The organism is Stecheria intestinalis (genome assembly GCF_009696165.1).
Lineage (GTDB): Bacteria > Bacillota_I > Bacilli_A > Erysipelotrichales > Erysipelotrichaceae > Bulleidia > Bulleidia intestinalis.
On record NZ_VUMN01000005.1, the window covers coordinates 1 to 21,286 of the forward strand.

Annotated in this window: 16 protein-coding genes; 15 read left to right on the forward strand and 1 reads right to left on the reverse strand. The window is 51.2% G+C overall.

Annotation, left to right across the window (positions count from 1 at the left end; all coding sequences use genetic code 11):
* Positions 1-99: 99 nt before the first annotated feature.
* Positions 100-423, reverse strand: a complete 324-nt coding sequence (locus FYJ51_RS03225; RefSeq protein ID WP_154503142.1) for a hypothetical protein — start codon at positions 421-423, stop codon at positions 100-102.
* On the opposite strand from FYJ51_RS03225, the gene FYJ51_RS03230 reads away from it, so the two are divergent.
* From FYJ51_RS03230 to FYJ51_RS03295, 15 genes are all read left to right on the forward strand, one after another.
* Positions 398-1,285 (forward strand): hypothetical protein, encoded by an 888-nt coding sequence (locus FYJ51_RS03230; protein WP_154503145.1) that lies wholly within the window; start codon positions 398-400, stop codon positions 1,283-1,285. The two genes, FYJ51_RS03225 and FYJ51_RS03230, sit on opposite strands and share 26 nt — an antisense overlap.
* The gene (locus tag FYJ51_RS03235) at positions 1,242-3,638 is read left to right on the forward strand and encodes a CAP domain-containing protein (RefSeq protein ID WP_205946150.1); all 2,397 of its coding nucleotides are present in this window, start codon (positions 1,242-1,244) and stop codon (positions 3,636-3,638) included. The genes FYJ51_RS03230 and FYJ51_RS03235 overlap by 44 nt, the downstream gene beginning before the upstream one ends.
* 759 nt (positions 3,639-4,397) lie before the next feature.
* Entirely contained in the window at positions 4,398-7,841 is a 3,444-nt protein-coding gene (locus tag FYJ51_RS03240; protein ID WP_456243032.1) for an EAL domain-containing protein, read from the forward strand.
* Between the two features lie 131 nt (positions 7,842-7,972).
* A complete protein-coding gene (locus tag FYJ51_RS03245) occupies positions 7,973-8,317 on the forward strand; it encodes an ArsR/SmtB family transcription factor (protein ID WP_154503154.1) in 345 nt (114 codons plus the stop codon).
* Positions 8,318-8,428: 111 nt separating this feature from the next.
* Positions 8,429-8,755: an MBL fold metallo-hydrolase gene (locus FYJ51_RS03250; protein ID WP_154503157.1), complete on the forward strand. Its 327-nt coding sequence runs from the start codon at positions 8,429-8,431 to the stop codon at positions 8,753-8,755.
* A 27-nt stretch (positions 8,756-8,782) separates the two neighbouring features.
* The gene (locus tag FYJ51_RS13690) at positions 8,783-9,259 is read left to right on the forward strand and encodes an MBL fold metallo-hydrolase (protein WP_235897211.1); all 477 of its coding nucleotides are present in this window, start codon (positions 8,783-8,785) and stop codon (positions 9,257-9,259) included.
* Entirely contained in the window at positions 9,171-9,770 is a 600-nt protein-coding gene (locus tag FYJ51_RS03255; RefSeq protein WP_235897213.1) for a nitroreductase family protein, read from the forward strand. The genes FYJ51_RS13690 and FYJ51_RS03255 overlap by 89 nt, the downstream gene beginning before the upstream one ends.
* A 127-nt stretch (positions 9,771-9,897) precedes the next feature.
* Positions 9,898-10,848, forward strand: coding sequence for a Gfo/Idh/MocA family protein (locus tag FYJ51_RS03260; RefSeq protein ID WP_154503163.1), 951 nt, complete (start codon positions 9,898-9,900; stop codon positions 10,846-10,848).
* Between the two features lie 146 nt (positions 10,849-10,994).
* Positions 10,995-11,192: a hypothetical protein gene (locus tag FYJ51_RS03265; RefSeq protein ID WP_154503166.1), complete on the forward strand. Its 198-nt coding sequence runs from the start codon at positions 10,995-10,997 to the stop codon at positions 11,190-11,192.
* A 41-nt stretch (positions 11,193-11,233) separates the two neighbouring features.
* On the forward strand, positions 11,234-13,849 hold the full coding sequence (locus tag FYJ51_RS03270) for a sugar-binding domain-containing protein (protein WP_154503169.1): 2,616 nt from the start codon (positions 11,234-11,236) through the stop codon (positions 13,847-13,849).
* Positions 13,850-13,994: 145 nt separating this feature from the next.
* A complete protein-coding gene (gene feoB, locus FYJ51_RS03275; protein WP_154503172.1) occupies positions 13,995-16,349 on the forward strand; it encodes a ferrous iron transport protein B in 2,355 nt (784 codons plus the stop codon).
* A gap of 61 nt (positions 16,350-16,410) precedes the next feature.
* Positions 16,411-17,106: a M48 family metallopeptidase gene (locus FYJ51_RS03280; RefSeq protein WP_154503175.1), complete on the forward strand. Its 696-nt coding sequence runs from the start codon at positions 16,411-16,413 to the stop codon at positions 17,104-17,106.
* An 8-nt stretch (positions 17,107-17,114) separates the two neighbouring features.
* Positions 17,115-17,978 (forward strand): mechanosensitive ion channel family protein, encoded by an 864-nt coding sequence (locus tag FYJ51_RS03285; protein ID WP_105304453.1) that lies wholly within the window; start codon positions 17,115-17,117, stop codon positions 17,976-17,978.
* Between the two features lie 299 nt (positions 17,979-18,277).
* The gene (locus tag FYJ51_RS03290; protein ID WP_105304452.1) at positions 18,278-18,955 is read left to right on the forward strand and encodes an ankyrin repeat domain-containing protein; all 678 of its coding nucleotides are present in this window, start codon (positions 18,278-18,280) and stop codon (positions 18,953-18,955) included.
* Between the two features lie 4 nt (positions 18,956-18,959).
* Positions 18,960-21,032 carry an elongation factor G gene (locus FYJ51_RS03295; protein ID WP_105304451.1) on the forward strand — a complete coding sequence of 691 codons (2,073 nt, stop codon included), beginning with the start codon at positions 18,960-18,962 and terminating at the stop codon, positions 21,030-21,032.
* The last annotated feature ends 254 nt before the right edge of the window (positions 21,033-21,286 follow it).

The window sequence follows — 21,286 nt, forward strand, 5'->3', positions numbered from 1 at the left end:
AGGCAGGCAGTCATGCAGGGCCACCACGCACCAAAGTACACGGCTGCCTGCCTAAGCATACTTTCTAGATCCTCTCGGATCTCTTAAATCGTATGCCTTTCAGCCCCCTTGTGCAAATACGGCTTTTAAAAATATGACTTCAGATAAGTTCAGAAATACTGCAGCTGCAATTACAACCGGACTTCTTGCTGCGGCTATGGGCGCATGTTCATTTGGGAGGAAGCCCGCGCCGGCAATTTTACCGGAAGAAAGCGCATCTGCGAGTGTTTCCGCTTCTCCAGACGCTTCACCATCTCCTGCACCTTCTATGGACACTGCCGCATCTACATCGCCAGCAGCGTCTTCGGAATACACCCAAGAGACCGGCTCCAGCAGTTCAGCAGCTTCGAATCCAGGAATGAGCAGCAAGATACCTGCCAGCAATTCAGAAACGTATTCTGCTGCTGCATCTGTTCGCGGCACAAAGAAACAAACCGATCCTTATGCAGAACAGAAGAATGCATGCTCGGCAACGTGGGGAATATGGATTGACGGCACCGGATGCACATGGCCGTCCTCTGCCAGCACCAGTACCAAAACGAACACCTCTTCCAAGAGTGGAGATTCTGCGCCGTCTGATCCGGTTGCCGAGGAGCTGAAGCTGCTTCGCAATCGTGTCGAGCAGGCAACGACCGCCCTTGCCAATGCCGTAGCCGCCCGCGATCATGCAGCAGCATCTGCCGAAAGCGCAAAGGCAGCGTTAAAGGAAGCACAGTCTACGCTTCTGACTTCGAAGGAGACGCTGGAATCCCGCAAGGCTGCACTAGCTCGGGCGGAGTCTCTTCTTTCCATTGCCAGTACCAATCTGGAAAACGTTCAGACACAGTATGATGCAGCTTTTCAGACTGCACAGCTTCAATATGTGATGACGATGGCTCAGGCAGCTCAGGAACGGGATGATGAGCTGGGTGAGAGTGCTGCTGTCTATGCACAGGCTGTTAAGGATGCAGAAAATGCGTATGGTCAGAAGGTTTCCGCTTTTTACTCTGAATACGGAAAGACAATTAGCGAAGCTGGACTTCTCCGGAATAGTGAATATCAAGAAGCGGATGCCACGATCAAGAAGGCTAAGAGCGAAGCATCGGCAGCATTCACGCAGGCTCTTATCGCTGCGGGAAAGGCTAGCGAGCAGGCGATCGAGGACGCTGCTGCAGCGCACAACCTGAAACTGGATGAGGCTAAAGCTGCGTATGAGGCTGCTGTTGAAGAAGCGAAGAAGGGATCCTGCATACAAGGACGCCTGTGATGCACTGGATGCTGCGCTTTCAACGCAGAAGGAGGCAATCGCTGCAAAGCAGGAGACAGAGCAGCAGCTGTCCGAGGCGACCGAAGCTCTTGAAACTGCTCAGTCTGAGAAGGCTGCTGCTGATGCGCTCGCTGCCGAGAAGCAGGCTGCGTATGATGCAAGTGACAAAGCCGCAAAAGAAGCTGAAGCCAAGCTGACCGCCGCGCAGGCTGCCCTGGATTCCAGGACGACGGACTATGGTACTGCACAGGCTGAGGTTACGAAGGCACAGAGTGCAGCTGATACGGCTAAGGCAAATCTGGATTCTGCAAATAAAGAACTCACAGCGGCAAATAAGGCTCTCGAAACGGCAGATACTCGGCTTGCGGATGCACAGTCCGCAGCTGAGGCTGCTCAGAAGGCGGTGGAAGAGGCGCAGGCAAAGATCAATCAGGGTGCATTGGGCTTCTATCAGTCTCTGGCAGAATCGGATTCTGCAGGTTCTTCTAATGCCGTTTCTATCCTGACCAAGGCATCTGTGAACGATCAGCTGTCAGACAATATGAAGACGAAGATCGGAGCGGAAGGCGATGCGACGTCGCTTGAGAATATGAAGAAGGCTCTTGACTTCCTCGCTTCCGGCAGTCAGCTGAGGGCCGCGGATCATCCGGATCTTACGAAATGGAAGGTCACAAATACGATCATGGCTGCGGCTCAGGTTTACACGAACGCGAAACCGGATGCGGCTGGCGAGTATACTCTCACGTATCAGGCCTACAACGAAGTCTTCAGCAATGGTCTTGTGCTTCAGGAACAAATCTCCGGAACGGGAATCGGTGAAGACCTGTATCAGGGCTGGTATACCGAAGAAAAGGCAGTTTTAGAATATTATGCGGAGTATATCAGGGAAAACAACGGTGCTATACCGACGGTAGAAGAAGTGGCATCTGCGCTGAACATCAGCGTTGATAAGGTTAAGGCCACACACTATCAGCGCATCATCGACAGTAACTACGAATATACCGGGATTGGCTACAATAACAATCCCGCCCTGAATGCCAATGGGGATACTGCTGTGCAGATTTTTGCCCAGCCTGCATCAGGTGAGAAGTCCTATACGATTGATGAATACCGTGTTCTCTTTGATGCATATTACAGCTCGGTAACGAAAGCGCTGACGGATGCACTGGCGGATCTGGCTGCGAAGCAGAGTGCGCTGGCAGGGCTGCAGAAGAATGGCGGTCTGAACGATAAAGAAGTACAGGCAATTGCTGATGCAGAGGCGGCTGTGGAAGAAGCTCAGAATAAGTACGCTTCAGCCAGTGCAGCTTTGCAGACTGCAATCAGCACGCAGACTGCTGCAGAAGAGGCCATGATCAGTGCCACGACCGCTGTCGATGACGCAAAGGCTGAATGGAATGCGAAGGGCGAGGCTGCATTGATTGCGCAGAGTGAGCTCGTTGATGCAAACAACACTGCGGAGGCTAAGGACGAATCGGTCATTGAAAAGAACACGGCACTCGAAACTGCAAAGACGGCGGATGAAGCTGCTGAAGAAGCCCTTGCAAAGGCTGATCAGGAGGTCACTGACACAACGGATCAGCTTGCCAGGATCACGACTCCGGAGGCAGAGGAGGTTCGTCAGAAAGAGGCTGCTTTGAAGCAGGCGGAGAGCACTGCTGATATCGAAGAAGCCACGGCCAAAGCGGGTGAGGAGTACGAGACAGCCCGCAAGGACGCAGAGGCCGCGAAGGAGGCGGCTGAAGCAAAAGCTGGAAAGGATGCTGCAGACGCCAAGGCGGCAGCGGATCAGAAGTGCAGCAGAACCGAAGCTGAGGCGGCGAATACACGGGATGCTGGCATTTCACAGGCGGAGAAAGAACGCGAGGAAGCGAAGTCTGCTGCGCAGGATGCCAAGGATACCGCTGATGCAAAGGCTGCTGCTGACTATGCGCAGAAGGAGGCTGAAGCTCAGCAGGCGCGGGCCAGCGACAGTGCGGTTGCCGATGCTGAAGCGAAAAAGTCGCAGGCAGAAGAAGAGGTTAAGGCTGCTAAGGAGGCGGTTGACGAGGCTCAGGCCGATGTCTATGCTTCCGAGGCTGAGGTCACGGATGCCAAGATCGCTGAGGCGGAGGCAGAGAAGCAGGCAGCAGATGCGGAAGAAGCAGAACAGATTGCTGAAGAAGTCTTGAAGAAGTACCAGGAAGATCTGGATGCGGCTCAGGAGGCACTTGACGTTAAGCTTCAGGATACTGCTGAATCCCCTGCAGATGCAGGCATGGCAGACGATGTGGTCGAACAGGTGAAGGAAACGACCACCGATCCGACTGTGACTTTTGATTTTGACAGTGCTACCATCACGGTCGGGCAGTAATGATTGAACCTGTACGGGCTATGAATGGCTTTTCTTCCATCTGCGGGAGAAGAGCCTTTTTCATTCATATAATGATATGATGGACTCAGAGAGATGAGAGTTTCATGTTCGCAATGGAACAGCTCTTCCGAGGGGATGCAGATGGGAAAGAATAAGAAGTCAGATGGTTTTCTTGGGCTGAAATGGACTGAAAGGCAGCTTTCGCAGCTGGAAAATGAAACAGCAGCAGAAAATCAGAAGAATCTTGTGATGGCTTCTCAGATTTCTGTTTTCTATGCTGCGGCTCTGCTGATCATCTCATTTTTTGAACAGAACTTCGTCTTGCGTGATTCGAGAATTGCCGTCAGCATCCTTCTGGCTGTTTCCCTGCTTGTGCATGTGTATGCTCAGAAACTTTCTGCCGGAAAGCTGAAGCAGGTGTTCCTGGCCTGCTATGTGCTGCTGACAGCTCTGCTGGTGACTGGTACGCTGCTTGGAACGGCTTACAGTCCGGATGATCCGGCGGTGTCATTCGGGGCGGTCGTGCTGTCGGCTCCTCTGTTTTTTCCGGATCGTCCTTCCAGAACCATGAAGTGCATCGGCATCAATCTGGCATTCTTCATTCTGATGGCAGTCCGGTTTGATTATTCAGATATGGTGCGCACCGATATTCTGAACTCCATCCTGTTCTCTGTGTGCAGCTTTTTTTCCAGTGCGTATCTGAGCAGGTCATTTGCAAGAAAGATGCTTTATGAGAAAGAACTGTTTCTGGTCGGAGACATGGATCTTCTGACCGGACTGAAGAGCAGGAATTCTTATCAGAAGGCTTTAGGAGTGCTGCCAGGGCAGTATCAGGAAAAGCTTGCCTGTGTCTATGCGGATGCCGATGGGCTTCATGAGATCAATGAGCAGAAAGGACATGATGCCGGCGACCAGATGCTCAAGAGCATCGCTGCAGCAGTCCGCGAAGAGTTCGGGGATGAGCTGACCTTCCGGATCGGGGGAGATGAATTCATAGCGTTTGCAATCGATCTTCCGGAAGAAGAAGTGATCAGAAGAACGGAGCAGATGAAGAAGCTTGCCGAAGAAGATTCCTATCATGTGTCTGCCGGATACGCGATGGCTGGAAAAGAAAATCCGGATCTCAACGATCTTGTGCGGAGAGCAGAGACGGGGATGTATGAAGACAAGCGCCAGTATTATCTTCTGTCAGGCAAGGAATGGAGAGATAATCGCGATTCCCTGGAGCGTATTGCGCAGACCGAGAGCTGGACCGAAGAGGAACATGACGGTCTGACGAAGCTTCTGACCAGAGATGCGTTCGGAAGAATGGGGGAAACTCTTCTGAAGAAAGAGCCTCCGAAGAAGTATCATGTCATATATTTCAATATCGAGCATTTCAAGCTCTTCAACACGACGTGCGGGAGAGATGCCGGCGATGGACTGATTCTGTATCTTGCCAGGCTGCTGAGGTATCAGTGGCCGAAGGCACTGATCTGCCGGATTACTGCAGATCATTTTGCGGTGATGACAGATCAGGCAGAGGATCTGGAGTCCTCGATTATGCGGCTTCACCGGGAGGTTTCTCATTATCAGAATCAGTTCGTCCTGGAGCTGAAAGCAGGAATCTGCCGGGTGGAACCTGGCATGGAGATTCTGACGGCAATTGATAATGCTCATCTCTCGGAAACATCGCTGCGTGATCGGAATGATCAGGTCTTCTGCTGGTATGATCGTTCGGAGATTCAGCGGATGCTTGCCCGCAAGAAGATTATTGATACGCTTCCGGATGCGATCAGGGAGGGGAAGCTTGTGGCTTATTACCAGCCGCAGATCCGCCTGCTGACGGGCAAGCTGTGCGGAGCAGAGGCACTTTGCCGCTGGCGCGGAGAGGATTATTCGGTTCTGCTTCCGGAAACATTCATTGATGTGCTGGAGAATGCGAGAATCATCCACCTGCTGGATCTGCATATCTGCGAGTGTGCATGCAGAGATATTGAGAATCTGAAGAAGAAAGGGGCCCGGACGGTGCCGGTTTCGATCAATCTGTCCCGGTTTGATTTCCAGCTCTGCGATATTTTTCAGGGTGTGGATGAAATCGTGAAGAAACACGGACTGACGCCTGCAGATCTTGAAATTGAAGTGACGGAGTCGGCGTTTGCGGAGTCCTATGACGCGATGAAGGAATCGCTTCAGAAGTTCCGCAGAGCAGGATACCGGATCTGGATGGATGACTTCGGCAGCGGCTATTCTTCGATGAATGTCCTGAAGGAAGTAGACTTCGATGTGCTGAAGATTGATATGAAGTTTCTGCGCTCCCTGTCGGATGAAAAGCTCCGGAAACGGGCAGAGACGATTATCACTTCGACGATTGATATGGCAAAGAGGCTTGGCATCGAGACGCTGTGCGAAGGCGCGGAGACTGCCGAGCATATCGCCTTTCTGAAGGAGGTCGGCTGCGAGATGGTTCAGGGATACTATTATTCCAGACCAGTTCCGCTGGAAGAATTCCTGCAGAAGGGGTTTTCTATGGAAACTATGGAAGAAGCAAGATACGGAAGTGTTGCCGGAAGAATCAATCTGCTGTCCGGAGAAGAGTCTGCCTCCGAAGGAGATGGCTGGTATTATGCGATCCCGAGAGGTCTGTTTGAGATCAGAACGGATCGCATCAAGTGTCTTGCCTGCAACCGTTCGTTCAATGATTATCTCCATTCCCTGGAAGCTGGAGATGCTGGCACGGCGGAAGGACTGCTGAATCAGAATTATGCCGGTATCGGCGATCAGTATCGGCGGGCGGCAGATCTTGCCAGAAGAAGCGGAAAGCCGGTGAAGTTCGATACGGTCATCAATGGCGAATACTGCACGCATCGGCTTCGGCTGGTGGCAGTCAATCAGGAATCAGGTGCGATGACGGTTCTGGTGGCTTCGCTGAACCTCAGCGGTTTTGCAAATTCAGGCAGGCAGGAAGAACAGGATAAGGCGCTGAGATCGATTGTCGCCATGTTTGATCGGATTGATCTGCTTGATTATGAAAGCGGCAGGGTGAAGACGATCCATCAGACCGCTGGAAATCTGAATAATATCACTCAGGAAGGAAACCTCTCTGATGCAGTCAGGGCATATGCAGAAGCTAATGTATCCATGGAAGACAGGCAGAGGTTTGAAAACTATTATCTCTGGGAGAATGTTGAGGCTGATCTTTCCGATGGGAGAAATCCGTGCCGGATTCTGGACTTCCATGGAGAAACCAGGAATGGAATCGGAGAGTCTTATGCGTTCCAGATTCCGGTCCTCGCACCAGGACGTCAGATCATTCTTTCTGCATTAATGATGGCACCAGTAAGCTCCGGAATGCCGAAGGCGATCACTGCCGAAGAAGCTTCTTCTCTGCGTGCAGAAACACAATCTGCGGAGCGCACGCTTCCGATTGCAACAGATTCCATTCTGAACAGCCTGCTGAAGCTGCTGCCGGTCGGAACGTTCTGGAAAGACCGCGACCGGAGGTTCCTCGGCGTCAATCAGGCATTTCTGAATTTCTATGGCATGAAGAGCGTGGATGAAGTGCTTGGCAAGACAGATGAGGATCTCGGCTGGCATACCGATCCGGATCCGTACCGGAATGATGAGATCCGGGTGATCCGTGATGGGGTCAGCGTTCATGACGTGCCAGGCACCTGCATCGTGCAGGGGGAAGAACATGAGATTGCCTGCACCAAGGGACCGATTGTCCAGGATGGAGAGATCAGCGGCCTCACCGGGTGGTTCATCGATCTGACGGAAGAANAGAAGAAGCACGGACTTCTGTATTCTGCTGCCAGCGGTTCTCAGGAAAAGCCATCGATTTCCAGGTATATCGAGGCAAGTCAGAAACGCGGCATCGATTTTGCGATGATCTTGGTAAAGATTGAAAATCTCTCTGAACTGAAGAAGAAGTTCGGACCGGAAGAAACAGAAGCACTGCTCAGGACTGCGGGAGAGAATCTGGCAGAAACCTGCGGCAGAAACAATGTGCTGCTTCGTTCCGGAAATGGCAGTTTCATGATTCTGTCTCAGCTGATCAATCCGGATTCTGCAGATGCAGTGCGCAGGAAGATCACGGCCTGCTTTGCGGGCATCCGTACCAGACAGGGACAGAAGGTCCGCTTCAATGCGACCGTGGAAACGACGATGTATTCGAGTCTAAGAGCAGTGATCGCAAAACCGGAGAATACTGCCCAGAAATGAAAATTCTGAATAAGCCTTCCAGATACCTGCTGGAAGGTTTTTTCGTTCGTCTCGATTTTCTTTCCCGTTGAATGATCGGAAAAAGAACATGGCATAATGGGCCCATGTACTTAAACAGATGAGGTGAATCTATGACAGCTCCGGGCGAGATCAGGAAACTCTCTGAAGAGATCAGAAAGTCAGCGGAGCTTCTGACAGTATTGGGCGATGAGATGCGGCAGCATCTGATCCTGGTGATGATGGAAAGCGGCATGCGGGTCAATGACATCGCTGCGAAGACTTTTCTCTCGCGGCCGGCAGTCTCGCATCATCTTCAGATACTGAAAGATGCGGGCATCATCCGGGTGCGCAGAGAAGGAACGAATAATTACTACTATTCTGACGCGGATGCAGAAGCGATGAATCAGCTCATCGGCATGCTGAAACATGCGCAGCAGATCATGAGCGAGCTGTCGGATCGGAGTGGTAATGATTAAGGTTCATGTGCTTGCGTGCGGAAGCACGATAGTTGATGAGGCATTGCCGTTTTCAGATCGTTCCCGCAATCCGCTTGCTTTCACGGGTCTGTTCCGCGGAAAGACACATCAGTGTTCGGTGCCGGTGAGAGCTTATCTGATGAACATCTGCAGGGAAAGATTCTGATCGACACGGGCTGGGACAATGCCATCCGTCAAGATGCAAGGGCTTATGAAGGCTTCTTCAATTACTTTGCATCATCGGGATTACTGCCGGATGGCGAAGGAATCATCGATCAGCTGGCTTTGTATGGATTCAGTACGGATGACCTGGATTACTGTCCGCTGGCGCATCTGGATATCGATCATGCACGCGGGATTGATGAATTGCGCAATGCGGGACATGTCATGTGCAGCCGGGCAGAATGGAATGCCGCGCAGAAGAGGAATCCGAGGTAGCTGAAGCGGTTATGGAAGAATGTGTGTATGGAGACCTTCCCGGATCAGGAATATGACTTTTTTCAGGATGGAACGCTGACCACAATTCCGATGCATGGACATTCCGCTGGCATGACAGCCTTCCGGATCGGCAAGCCGGATCATTATGTGCTGATTGCCGGAGATGCAGGCTACGGGCGGGCTTCTTCTGAAAGACAGGTGCTGCCGGGAACAGAGTGGAATCGAAAAGAAGAAGCAGAAACTCTGAAGATATTAAGAGACTACGCACTGGATCCGCATTGTGATGCAGTGCTGATGACACACGATACAGAGCAGTCGCAGAAGACATTTTTCCTGGAGCAGGAGGAAATAGTCTATGGATCTCAAGCAGGCAATGGAAACAAGACATGCGGTCAGAGAATTTACGGATCAGCCCCTGGCAGAAGAGGCAGTAAAAGAACTGAAGCAGGAAACAGAACAGGTCAATCTGGAAAGCGGGCTGCATATTCAGCTGGTCACCGATGAACCGGAAGCGTTTGACGCAGGCAAGCCTCATTACGGAAGCTTCAGCGGCTGCTGGAATTACTTCGTGCTGGCGGGCCCGAGCGGCAAAGACGAGGAGATCGGGTACTATGGAGAAAGACTTGTTCTGAAGGCACAGCAGCTTGGTATCAATTCCTGCTGGGTTGCGATGACTTACCGGAAAGGCAAGGCAGAGGGCGACATCAGAACCGGAGAAAAGCGGTATATGGTCATTGCACTGGGTTATGGAAAGACCCAGGGAACTGCGCATAAGCAGAAGAAGCTCACAGACATCAGCGATTGGAAAGAGGGCGATCCGGACTGGTACCTGAATGGCCTCAAGGCAGCTCTCTTAGCGCCGACTGCGATCAATCAGCAGAAGTACTATCTGGAGCGGCATGGCGACCATGTTCATGCAAAAGCAGGACTTGGCTTCTATACGAAAACAGATCTCGGCATCGTCAAGTATCATTTTGAAGCTGGTTCCGGGAAAGACCATTCGGTCTGGGAGTAAATCTTGACGGCCACGTTTCCGGAAGGCATCTGCATGCATGAAATACTGCAGAAAAGATGAGCCGATTCATGATTTTATTCAGAATCTCCATCTAGTATGATGATAATCAGGAAGGAAATTCTTTTTTATGGTCAGATACGGAATCATCGGAGCAGGAAAGATTGCTCATCGGTTTGCAGACTCCCTCAGCAGGGAAGGCGATGAACTCTATGCGATCAGCGGACGCAGCATCAGGAAGATGGAAGCATTTGCTGAGGAACACCCATGTCAGAAAGTTTATCTGTCGCATGAAGAACTGATAGAAGATCCTGAGGTTGAAGCAGTGTATCTTTCCCTGCCGAATTTCATGCATGCAGAATGGGCATGCAAGGCAATGCGTCATGGAAAGGCAGTGCTCTGCGAGAAGCCTGCCGCATTGAACGAAGCAGAGATGAATGAGATCAGATCAGTTTCTGAAGAGTCCCATATGCTTTTCATGGAAGCGATGAAGAACCGTTTCACACCTGCATTTCACAGGGCGGTTTGGCTGCTGGACTCCGGTGCGATCGGAGAACTGAAGTCCATTCTCGTGCGGAATGGCTTCGTACTGGCGAAGGAGAGATACGGAACGAGCTATATCACGAACCCAGAACAGGGCGGAGGATGTCTTCTTGATATTGGCTGCTATGGGGTGAGCTGGCTTCAGAAGTATCTGGGAAATGATCTTCGGATCATCAGGACTGAAATTCGTCGTGGTCCATCAGAAATGTATGTCAATTCCAGAATGGAAGGAAACGGGATCGATGGTCAGCTGATCGTCGCCTTCGATCAGAGCATTCCTTCTCAGGCGGTATTTACGGGAACTTCCGGGATTCTTGAGGTCTTCCCGATGCATCGGCCGGATCATATTTGCCTGAAAATGGCGAAAGGCATGCGGGAAGAATCCATTCCCTATGAAGGAGATGACTTCAGCGGAGAAATCCGTCACTTCGATCGGCTGATTGCAGAGAAAGCATCCGGCAGTGATCAGATGTCTCTGGATGATTCGATTGCCTGCGCCAGAATCCTGGACCGCATTCGTGCATCTTTCCCGGAATGATCTGAATGAAGTTTTAAGGTTTCTGAAATCTGTATCAGGCAATTTCCAGTGGAATCGATCATACTTCTGCGGGAGGCGATAAGTACGAGCTTCTGGATGATATCTTCCAGGACGAAATCCGTGGGACCTCTGAAGAGATGGAACGCATGCAGAAAAAGAATAATCCGGAAGATGATCCCATCCGGGGATACTGCAATCTGATGGCTGCTTTTCTTTGCGGAGGAATGTGGGATTTCATCCGGGTATGCAAGGAAAAAGGCATGGGCCGTGAGGAGGTTCTGCAGGAAGCAGAGAAAATGATAACTGCGATCCTCCACAGCAGAGCATTCCCTCTCAATTTATGAGGAAAATGGATCCGTTTCTTTCCGCATGTTAAGATGAACCCATGAAACGTGTTTTTTGTGTACTGGTGATGATTCTGTTGGCGGTATCGGGGATTGTTCCGGTATCTGCAGAAGAAAGCAAGGTATTGGATCTTTCTTCGCGTCTTACATGCATCGATGGAGACTGGCTGTTTGCGTATGGAGAACAGGCAGGCGGAGAGGATATTCAGCTGGATGATTCCGGATGGGAGGAATTGTCGCTTCCGCATGACTGGTCGATCTCGATGGATTATTCTGAAGACTGCGAAGCGGAGAGCGGCTTTCTTCCAGGCGGCACGGGCTGGTACCGGAAGAAGTTCATTCTGCCGGAATCTCTTTCAGGGAAACGGATTTCCGTGATCTTTGATGGCGCTTATCAGCGTGCTGAAGTATATCTCAATGGTCATAAGCTCGGGGAGCATCCGGATGGATACACTTCCTTCTCCTTTGATCTCACAGCATACCTGGCTGTGGATGGAAAGACCGAGAATGTGCTGGCAGTCAGAGTGGAAAATCAGCAGCCGAATAGCCGATGGTATACCGGCAGCGGCATTTATCGCGATGTATGGCTGAAAGTGACGGATCCTGTCCGGATTGACGAAGAAGGGACTGTGATCTCATATGATCCGGATGCCCTGAAAGAAACAGGGAATACCGAGGTGTCTGCTTCCATCGTGCTTCAGAATGAAACAGATACAGAGCAGTCTGCTTCAGTTATGAGCGTGATGGCAGATCCGGAAGGGGCGGTCTATGGAGAAGCGGTTTCTTCACAGGTGACGATTCCTGCCCGGGGACAGGCAGAACTTGTTCAGACCATTGCGATCAGTGATCCGGATCTCTGGTCAGTATCAGATCCGGAACAGTATACCTGGAAGATCACAATCAATTCTTCCTATGAAGATGAAGTTTCGATCCCGTTCGGATTCCGCTATGCAGAATGGGATCCGGATCATGGGTTTTCTCTGAATGGAGAAGCGATGAAGCTGAAGGGCGTATGCCTGCATCAGGATTACGGGGCACTTGGCACTGCCTGCTATGAAGCTGCTGTAGAACGGCAACTGAATAAGCTGAAAGAAATGGGAGTCAATGCCATCCGATCTGCTCATAATCCAGCAGGCAGAATTCTCCGGGAGCTCTGTGCAGAAAAGGGCTTTCTTCTGCTTGAAGAAGGGTTTGATACCTACCTCTATCCGAAGAACGGAAATACCTATGACGGCAGCAGCTGGTTTACAGAAACGGTGGGATCAGACAATGAGATTGAAGGGGCCTATGCAGAAGAGACCTGGGCGGAATATGTGTCTCGGAAGATGGTGCGGGAATCACGCAATAATCCTGCCGTGATCATGTATTCGATCGGAAATGAACTGCTTGGCAATATCGGCGGAGATCCTTCAGAATACCCGAAGTATGCATCACAGATCATTTCCTGGATCCAGGATGAAGATCCTTCGGCGGTTGTGACCATCGGCGACAACATGGCCGGAAAAGACAATGCGACGCAGACTGCGATAGACCAGGAGATCATAGATGCAAAGGGTGCGGTCGGCCTGAACTATGCGACTGCAGAGGTCTATGACGACATGCATGAAGCTTATCCGGACTGGTGTTTCTATGGGTCTGAGACTGCAAGTGCGCTGAATACAAGAGGCTGGTATTCCAGCAAGGGAATTGATGAGAAGAATCTTCAGGTCAGTGCGTATGACCATGCCCATGTGGAATGGGGAAGCACAGCGGAAGAAGCCTGGAAGAATGTGATTGAACGAGATTATCTGGCTGGGGAATTCATCTGGACCGGCTGGGATTACCTCGGAGAACCGGAACCATGGAACGGGCTTGGAGCAGGGTCGGTGACTGGTCAGGGACCCAGGCCGAAGTCTTCTTATTTCGGGGTTATCGATACGGCAGGATTTGAGAAAGATTCTTATTACTTCTATCAGAGTCAGTGGAATGATTCTGTGACCACGCTGCATATTCTTCCTGACTGGAATCGGGAAGATCTTAAGAAAGACTGGCTTGGCAGAGTGACGGTTGCTGTATACAGCAATGCAGCAAGCGTGGAGCTGTTCTGCAATGGAAAGTCATTAGGCAGAAAGGATTTCACGAAACAGACGACGGATGATGGATATTCGTATCAGACGTATAAAGGGAGTCTGTATCTGACCTGGAAGATCTGGTATCGTTCCGGAGAGCTTTCGGCAAAGGCTTATGATGAAGATGGCAATGTGATCACGGATACGGTCGGACGCAGCCGTGTGGTGACGTCGGGTGAACCTGCAAAGATCGTGCTTACCTCAGAGGAGAGCGTACTGACTGCGGATGGAAAGGATCTTGCGTTTGTGACCGCAGAGATCCAGGACGCGGATGGTAATCCGGTATACCGAGCAGCCAGGCAGCTTTCCTTCACGCTGAATGGGAACGGGATCATTGCCGGAGCGGACAATGGTGATCCGACGGATCTTTCTTCTTATCAGGGCACTGATGAGACGCATGTGGCCAGGAGCACCTTTTCGGGAAAAGCACTGATCATCATTCAGCCCGGAACAAAGAGCGGAACACTGACTCTTTCTGCCGAAGGGGAGGAACTGGAATCGGATACGATAGAGCTGAAGGCGGTATCCGCAAAGCAGGAACCTTTCTGAAGAGAGAGGGTTGCTTTTCTGATGCTTTCCTGGAGGATGAACCATATCCGGCAAGTGCATTCCGGCCTGTTATTGACAGATGTTCATCCCGGGAGCTATAGTACTCAAGGCTAACAAAGTTAGTCTTAGCTAAGAAGGGGAAACTATGACAACATTGCGAGATCTGAAAGCCGGAGAATCTGCGGTCATCACGAAAGTCGGCGGAGAAGGCGAACTGCGCCAGCATTTTCTGGATATGGGGGTCATTCCGGGAAATACCGTGACGATGAAGAAACTTGCTCCGATGGGTGATCCGATGGAGCTTCGCATCGACAGCTATGAGCTGACCCTGCGGCTGGCTGATGCAGAGAAGATTGAAGTGCTTCCGGCCAAGGAAATCGATGAGACGCCTTGTCCTAGGGTTGAGCAGCTCGAACCGATTGATCATCCGGGTCTTGGCGAAGGCGGGAAATATCATGACCGTGCTAATGAGCATCCGCTTCCGGAGGGAGAAAAGCTGACGTTTGCGCTGGCCGGAAATCAGAATTCAGGCAAGACGACTTTGTTCAATCAGCTGACTGGTTCCAATCAGCATGTAGGAAATTTTCCTGGTGTCACAGTGGACCGCAAGAGTGGTGTCATTCGTGGCTATCCGAATACGGAAGTCACTGATCTTCCGGGGATCTATTCCCTGTCCCCGTATACGAGCGAAGAGATCGTTTCCCGGCAGTTCATTCTGAATGAGAAGCCGAAAGCAATTATCAATATCGTGGATGCGACTGCGATTGAACGCAATCTTTATCTGACCATGCAGCTGCTGGAGCTTGATGTGCCGGTAGTAGTGGCGGTGAATATGATGGATGAGATGCGCGGAAATGGCGGCTCGATCCGCATCAACGAGATGGAGCGCCTGCTTGGCGTTCCGGTAGTTCCGATCTCTGCTGCAAAGAACGAAGGCATCGAAGAACTTGTGCGCCATGCAGTGCATATTGCAAAGTACCAGGAAAAACCTCTGGTCCAGGATTTCTGTGATGTGAACGATCATCACGGAGCTGTTCACCGGGCAATGCATGGCATCATGGATCTGATTGAAGACCATGCTGCTAGGGCAGGCATTCCGCTGCGCTTTGCGGCTTCCAAGCTGATTGAGGGCGATCATTTGGTCATCGATGCCCTGCAGCTGGAAGAGAACGAAAAAGAGATGGTGGAGCACATCGTGAAGCAGATGGAAGAAGAACGCGGTCTTGACCGCAGTGCTGCCATCGCAGATATGCGCTTTTCCTTCATCCGGAAGCTCTGTGCAAAGACGGTAGTGAAACCGCGGGAATCCAAGGAGCGCCAGCGCAGTGAGAAGATCGACCGCATCCTGACCGGAAGGTATACCGCAATTCCTGCCTTCATCGTGATCATGGGACTGGTGTTCTATCTGACCTTCAACGTGATCGGTCTTGCCCTTCAGAATCTGGTTGCGGCAGGAGTGAGTGCACTGACCTCAGTCACAGATCAGGCATTGACTGCAGCCCAGGTGAATCCGGCTCTGCATTCGCTGATCATCGACGGCATCTTCAATGGTGTCGGGGCAGTGCTTGCCTTCATTCCGATTATCGTCGTTCTGTTCTTCTTTCTTTCCATTCTTGAAGACAGCGGCTATATGGCCCGCATTGCCTTCGTCATGGATAAGCCTCTGAGAAAGATCGGTCTCTCCGGCCGCAGTATCGTTCCGATGCTGGTAGGCTTCGGATGCACGGTTCCGGCTGTCATGAGTTCCCGCACGCTTCCTTCTGACCGAGACCGGAAGATGACAATTCTTCTGACGCCGTTCATGAGCTGCTCGACGAAGATTACGATCTATACGTATTTCACGAATGTCTTTTTTCCGCATACGGGCTGGCTGGTGATGATTCTGCTTTATGTCATCGGCATCCTGATCGGCATTCTGACTGCAGTCATCATGAAGAAGACTGCCTTCCGCGGAGAAGCAGTCCCGTTTGTGATGGAGCTTCCGAACTACCGCATGCCGAGTCCGAAGAATGTCGGCCAGCTGCTCTGGGAGAAAGCAGAAGACTTCCTGCAGAGAGCATTCACGGTCATCTTCGCGGCAACGATTGTCGTCTGGTTCCTCCGTTCGTTCGATCTTCACTTCAACCTCGTGACGGATTCCAGCGCAAGCATGCTTGCTTCAGCTGCTGGCTTCATCGCTCCGATCTTCAAGCCGCTGGGCTTCGGAGACTGGCGGATCTCGACGGCTCTGATTACCGGCTTCATGGCGAAGGAATCCGTAGTTGCAACGCTGCAGGTTCTGATCGGCAATACTGCTGAACTGATGCAGATCCTCACTCCGCTTTCCTGCATATCTCTGCTGGTCTTCTGCCTGCTGTATACGCCATGCATTGCTGCAATTGCTGCAGTCAGAAGAGAACTTGGCGGCAAGTGGGCGTTTGGCATCGTCGTCTTCCAGTGCCTGGTTGCCTGGCTCTTTGCCTGGGTGACCTATGCAGGAGGAACACTGCTGTCACTGTGACGGAATCAGGGATCTCCTTGCCGGATGATCCGGCTGGTTTGCGCTATAATGAATCCCATCCATGAAGAGAACATTCAGTATTCTGATCGGCGGAAGGGAAACCCCGGTAATCGTTACAACAAAAAGGATCCGGAATATGTATCTCCGGGTGAATCCGGATGGCAGCCTTGCAGTATCCTGCGGAAGCTGGGTCACGGATGAGGAGATCCGCAGATTCATCTGGTCACGGGAAACCTGGGTGCTGAAGACTCAGCTGAGCCAGCAGCGTACGGAGTTCATCAACCGGGAAGGCACAGAGGGTCCGGTGATCTGGTGGATGGGCGAGAAGAAGTATGCCCGCTATCTGGAAGGAAAACAAGACTCGTGCAGCGTGGATGGCGAACTCATCACCTTTGTTCTAAGAGAAGAGACGGATGAGCGGATCACGAAAGCATTCCGGGCTGCTGCCAATCAGGAACTTGAACGCAGAGTGCAGGGACTGAGAGGGCAATGGGATTCTCTGATCTGCATGGCCAATGGCCTTCCGGTTCCGGAAATCCGCTATCGTTTCATGACGAGCCGGTGGGGGGTATGCTACCCTGCGGAAGGCAGGATCACTCTGAGCACCAGACTGATCCATTATCCCGAAGAAGCACTGGAGTATGTCCTCCTTCATGAATATGTTCATTTTCTGATACGGGATCACTCGAAGCGATTCTATGCGATCGTGGAACATTACATGCCTGCGTATCAGGCATACAGCGCACTGCTGAAATAGAGGCTTATATGAACGAAACATCAATTGCTGAATTCGGCTCAACGATCTTTGAATCCGGTTTTCTGAACTTTCTGATCAGTTCTGCGGTGAGCTGGGCGTTTGCGGTATTTCTTGTCAAGCTCATATACCGGGGAATGAAAAAGACGGAAAAAATCCGCGGCAAAGCGGCGACGACAAGCCTTTCATTCGGAATCAATGTGATGCGGGTGGTGATCTATACCATCGCTGCGTTCATCACTCTCAGCATGATCAAGCCGCTGGCCTTCATCGGAAAGACAGCCCTTGGTGCGACTTCAATCATCGCGGTCATTTCCGGCTTAGCTGCACAGGAAACGTTCGGAAACTTCGTGGCAGGAGCAGTGATTGCGATCGTGCAGCCATTCCAGATCGGCGATGTGGTTTCGATTCCCTCGCAGTCAATTACCGGAACAGTTGCGGAAGTCACCATGCGCCATGTGGTTCTTCTGACGTATGACAATACGAGAGTCCTGATTCCGAACAGTACCATGAACAGTGCGGTTGTCGAAGACAAGCGCAATGGCAGTGAAGTCATCACACCCCTGATCACCGTCTCGGTTGCCTATGGAACTGATATTGATCTGGCATGCAGGCTGATCAATGAAATTGCACTGAAGGAACCGGACTTCATCGATCAGAGAACGGAAAAAGATCATGAAGATGGTGTTCCTGCGGTAAAGGTAGCAGTTACCGAATTCCAGGACAGCGGCATCGAACTGAGCTTCCGGGTCGCAGCCATGGATTCTGGCAAAGCATACTGGCTGGCCAGCAATATCCGTAAGGAGATTCTAAAAAAATTTGATGAGAATCAGATCGTGATACCGTATCCGACCAGAACGATTCTGAAGGGATGAAAGCACTTTCATCCCTTTTCCATAGTTTGTAAAATTCTTCCTCAGTTTCCATAAAGAACCGGTTGAAGAAAAAGTTTCTTCTGTTAGTATAAGGGTAGAAGTATTCTTATCAGAACGGAGTGAACTTATCATGATCCCTATGGAAGCTGGAGCTTATTTTCATGCACAGGAAAATGCTCATGGAGTTGCAGAAACCGATGGGGTTGTGGTGCGTAATCTGATCATTTTTGAGATGGACTGAGCAGGTCCATCTTTTTTATCGGATCCGTTCGAATCCAGAAAAGAGGAGGTAATTCAATATGGATCAGGTGAATCAGGAATTCTTCGACGCAGCAGCCAGAGGAGACTTTGAGAAAGTCTGCGCCATGGTTTCCAAAGGCGCGAATGTCAATGTCACCAATGGTGATGGACGCACGGCACTGATGCGCAGTGCAAAGCGCGGCTATACGGATATTGTCCGGTTCCTCATTGATAATGGTGCCGATGCGAGAGCCAGGGACAAGAATAACAAGACTGCATTGATGGGGGCCGCAAAGAAAGGCCATCTTGATATCTGCAAGATGCTGGAACATGCCGGTGCTGATGTCAATGCCCATGATAATAAAGGACGTACTTCTCTGATGCGGGCAGCTCTGCTTGGCGAAGCAGATGTCGTGAACTATCTGATCGGCAAGGGTGCCGATGTCAATGCAAGAGATGAACAGGGAAGAACTGCTCTGATGGAAGCAGTGAATGCATACAAACAGGATGTCATCAGTGCGCTTATCGATGCCGGCGCAGATATCAATGCAGGTGACAACCGCGGCTGCACGGCGCTGATGCGGGCTGCGTACATCGGCTATCCGGAGCTGGTGAAGTACCTGCTGAGCAAAGGTGCAGATAAGAATCAGAAAGACTATGACGGAAATCTTCCGATTCATTACGTGCGCAAGGAATGCCTTGCGGACCTGAAAGGTCTTCTGAAGGCGGAGGAGTGAAGAGATGAAAGACTATCTTGCTTCGGCGGTACGCAATGTCACAGTGCTGGGCCATTCCGGGGCCGGCAAGAGTTCTGTGATCGAGGCTTGTCTCTATTTCACGAAGGCAATTGACCGCTATGGAAAAAATAATGACGGAACAACAGTTCTGAACTTCGATCCGGAAGAAGGCAAGCGCGGTACTTCGTGCTATTGCCATCTGGCACCGGTCGAGTGGAAAGACAAGAAGATCAACTTCATCGATACGCCAGGCTACATGGACTATGAAGGAGAAGAAGTTACCGGGCTCACCGTTGGCGACAATGCGCTGATTGTCGTCAGTGCGAAAGACGGCGTAGAGGCTGGCACAGAGCGGGCATGGAAGAATGCAGTGCTCCGCCGCAAGCTGCCTACGATCTTCTTCGTGAACAAGCTGGATGATGACAATGCGGATTTCTCGAAGACCGTGGATGAGCTGCGTGAGAAGTTCGGCAAGTCCGTCATTCTGTTCGAGCTTCCGATCATCAAGGACCGCAAGGTCATCGGGTCTGTCAATATTCTTCGCAAGAAAGCATGGTACTATGACAAGCGCGATGTTGCCCAGGAAGTTCCGGATGAACTGAAAGACAAAGTCGAGGAATACTATCAGGAACTGGCAGAGGCCATTGCGATGACGGATGATGAACTCATGGAGAAGTTCTTCTCCGGAGAAGAGTTCGACCAGCATGAGCTTGCCAAAGGCCTTAGAATCGGCGTGAGATCCGGTGATATCCGGCCGGTCTACTGCGGCAGTGCTGAGCTTCAGACCGGTATTGAGCGTCTGCTTGACCTGATCACGGAATACTTCCCGAGCTATGCCGAGAAGGGACATGTGCATGCCCTCAATGCAAAGGGTGAGACGATTGACATGGAGACGAATGAGAATGAAGCACTTTCTGCATTCGTATTCAAGACGATCATCGATCCGTTTGTCGGAAAGATCTCTTATCTGAAAGTGATGAGCGGTGTTCTGAATTCTGATTCTCAGGTCTGCAATGCGCAGAAAGACATCACTGAGAAAGTAGCTCAGGTTTATGTCGTCAACGGCAAGTATCAGCTGGGTGTCGGCAAGCTGTTTACCGGCGATATCGGCTGCGTCGTCAAGCTCTCGCAGACGCAGACGAACGATACGCTGTGCACGCTGTCGAAGGTGGTGCATTATCCGCCGATCGACTTCCCGAAGCCGATGCTTGGCTATGCAATCTGGCCGAAGACCAAGGCAGACGAAGACAAGATGTCCGTCGGCATCCGCAACATGTGCGAGGAAGATCATACGATCCGCCTGGACAAGAATGCGGAGACGCATGAACAGGTGCTTTATGGCATGGGTGATCAGCATATCGATCTGATCCTTTCCAAGCTGAAGTCCAAGTATAAGGTTGATGTTACGACCTCAGTTCCTACCGTTCAGTATCGGGAAACGATCCGCGGCAAAGCCGAAGCCCAGGGCAAGTACAAGAAGCAGAATGGCGGTGCTGGCCAGTATGGCGATGTATGGGTCCGCTTCGAACCGTGCGACAGCGAGGAAATGGTATTTGCAGAAGAAGTATTCGGCGGTGCTGTTCCGAAGCAGTACTTCCCTCCGACCGAGCAGGGACTCAGAGACTGCATGCAGCATGGTCCGCTGGCTGGCTTCAAGGTTGTCGGTGTCAAGGCGACGCTCTATGATGGATCGTATCATCCGGTAGATTCCAAGGAAGTGGCTTTCAAAGAAGCCGCAAGGCTTGCTTACAATGCGGCGATGCCGAAGGCAGATCCGGTTCTGCTGGAACCGATCTGCAAAGTCACGACGATCGCACCAGAAGAATATACCGGAACGCTGATGGGCGACTTCACGAAGCGCAGAGGTCTGATCCTGGATATGCAGATGAATGAAGACGGCGATCAGGTCATCTCGGCAGAAGTGCCGATGGCAGAAATGCTGACATATGCCAATGAGCTGCGTTCAATGACACAGGGACGCGGAACATACACGCTCGAGTTTGACCGCTATCAGGCAGCTCCGAAAGAAGTGGCTGAAAAAGTCATCGCGGCTCAGAAAGCAAAGAATCAGAAATAGCAGTAAAGAGAAGCAGGAGCAATCCTGCTTTTCATATGGCTTCTTAAGAATTCCGTTTTTTCTGAATCAGGCAAAGAGTACATGCGTTCAGGTATCTGCTTTTTTTGCAAGGATCCCGTAGGAAGAAGAGATTGCAGTGCACTATGCTGCTCAGATCGATCATCCAGGAAAGAAAGGATCATCTGAGGAGAAGCCGGAACTGAACCCAGATGGCAAGAAATTCCGAAATCCCCTTGATTGAGCAGGACAAGGAT

What these genes read in the sequence shown, in the direction of transcription:
- feoB (WP_154503172.1), top strand. Translation starts at nt 13,995, where the DNA reads ATGACAACATTGCGAGATCTGAAAGCCGGAGAATCTGCGGTCATCACG.
- FYJ51_RS03265 (WP_154503166.1), top strand. Translation starts at nt 10,995, where the DNA reads ATGCAGAAAAAGAATAATCCGGAAGATGATCCCATCCGGGGATACTGC.
- FYJ51_RS03245 (WP_154503154.1), top strand. Translation starts at nt 7,973, where the DNA reads ATGACAGCTCCGGGCGAGATCAGGAAACTCTCTGAAGAGATCAGAAAG.
- FYJ51_RS03260 (WP_154503163.1), top strand. Translation starts at nt 9,898, where the DNA reads ATGGTCAGATACGGAATCATCGGAGCAGGAAAGATTGCTCATCGGTTT.
- FYJ51_RS03290 (WP_105304452.1), top strand. Translation starts at nt 18,278, where the DNA reads ATGGATCAGGTGAATCAGGAATTCTTCGACGCAGCAGCCAGAGGAGAC.
- FYJ51_RS03280 (WP_154503175.1), top strand. Translation starts at nt 16,411, where the DNA reads ATGAAGAGAACATTCAGTATTCTGATCGGCGGAAGGGAAACCCCGGTA.
- FYJ51_RS13690 (WP_235897211.1), top strand. Translation starts at nt 8,783, where the DNA reads ATGGAGACCTTCCCGGATCAGGAATATGACTTTTTTCAGGATGGAACG.
- FYJ51_RS03295 (WP_105304451.1), top strand. Translation starts at nt 18,960, where the DNA reads ATGAAAGACTATCTTGCTTCGGCGGTACGCAATGTCACAGTGCTGGGC.
- FYJ51_RS03230 (WP_154503145.1), top strand. Translation starts at nt 398, where the DNA reads ATGAGCAGCAAGATACCTGCCAGCAATTCAGAAACGTATTCTGCTGCT.
- FYJ51_RS03270 (WP_154503169.1), top strand. Translation starts at nt 11,234, where the DNA reads ATGAAACGTGTTTTTTGTGTACTGGTGATGATTCTGTTGGCGGTATCG.
- FYJ51_RS03285 (WP_105304453.1), top strand. Translation starts at nt 17,115, where the DNA reads ATGAACGAAACATCAATTGCTGAATTCGGCTCAACGATCTTTGAATCC.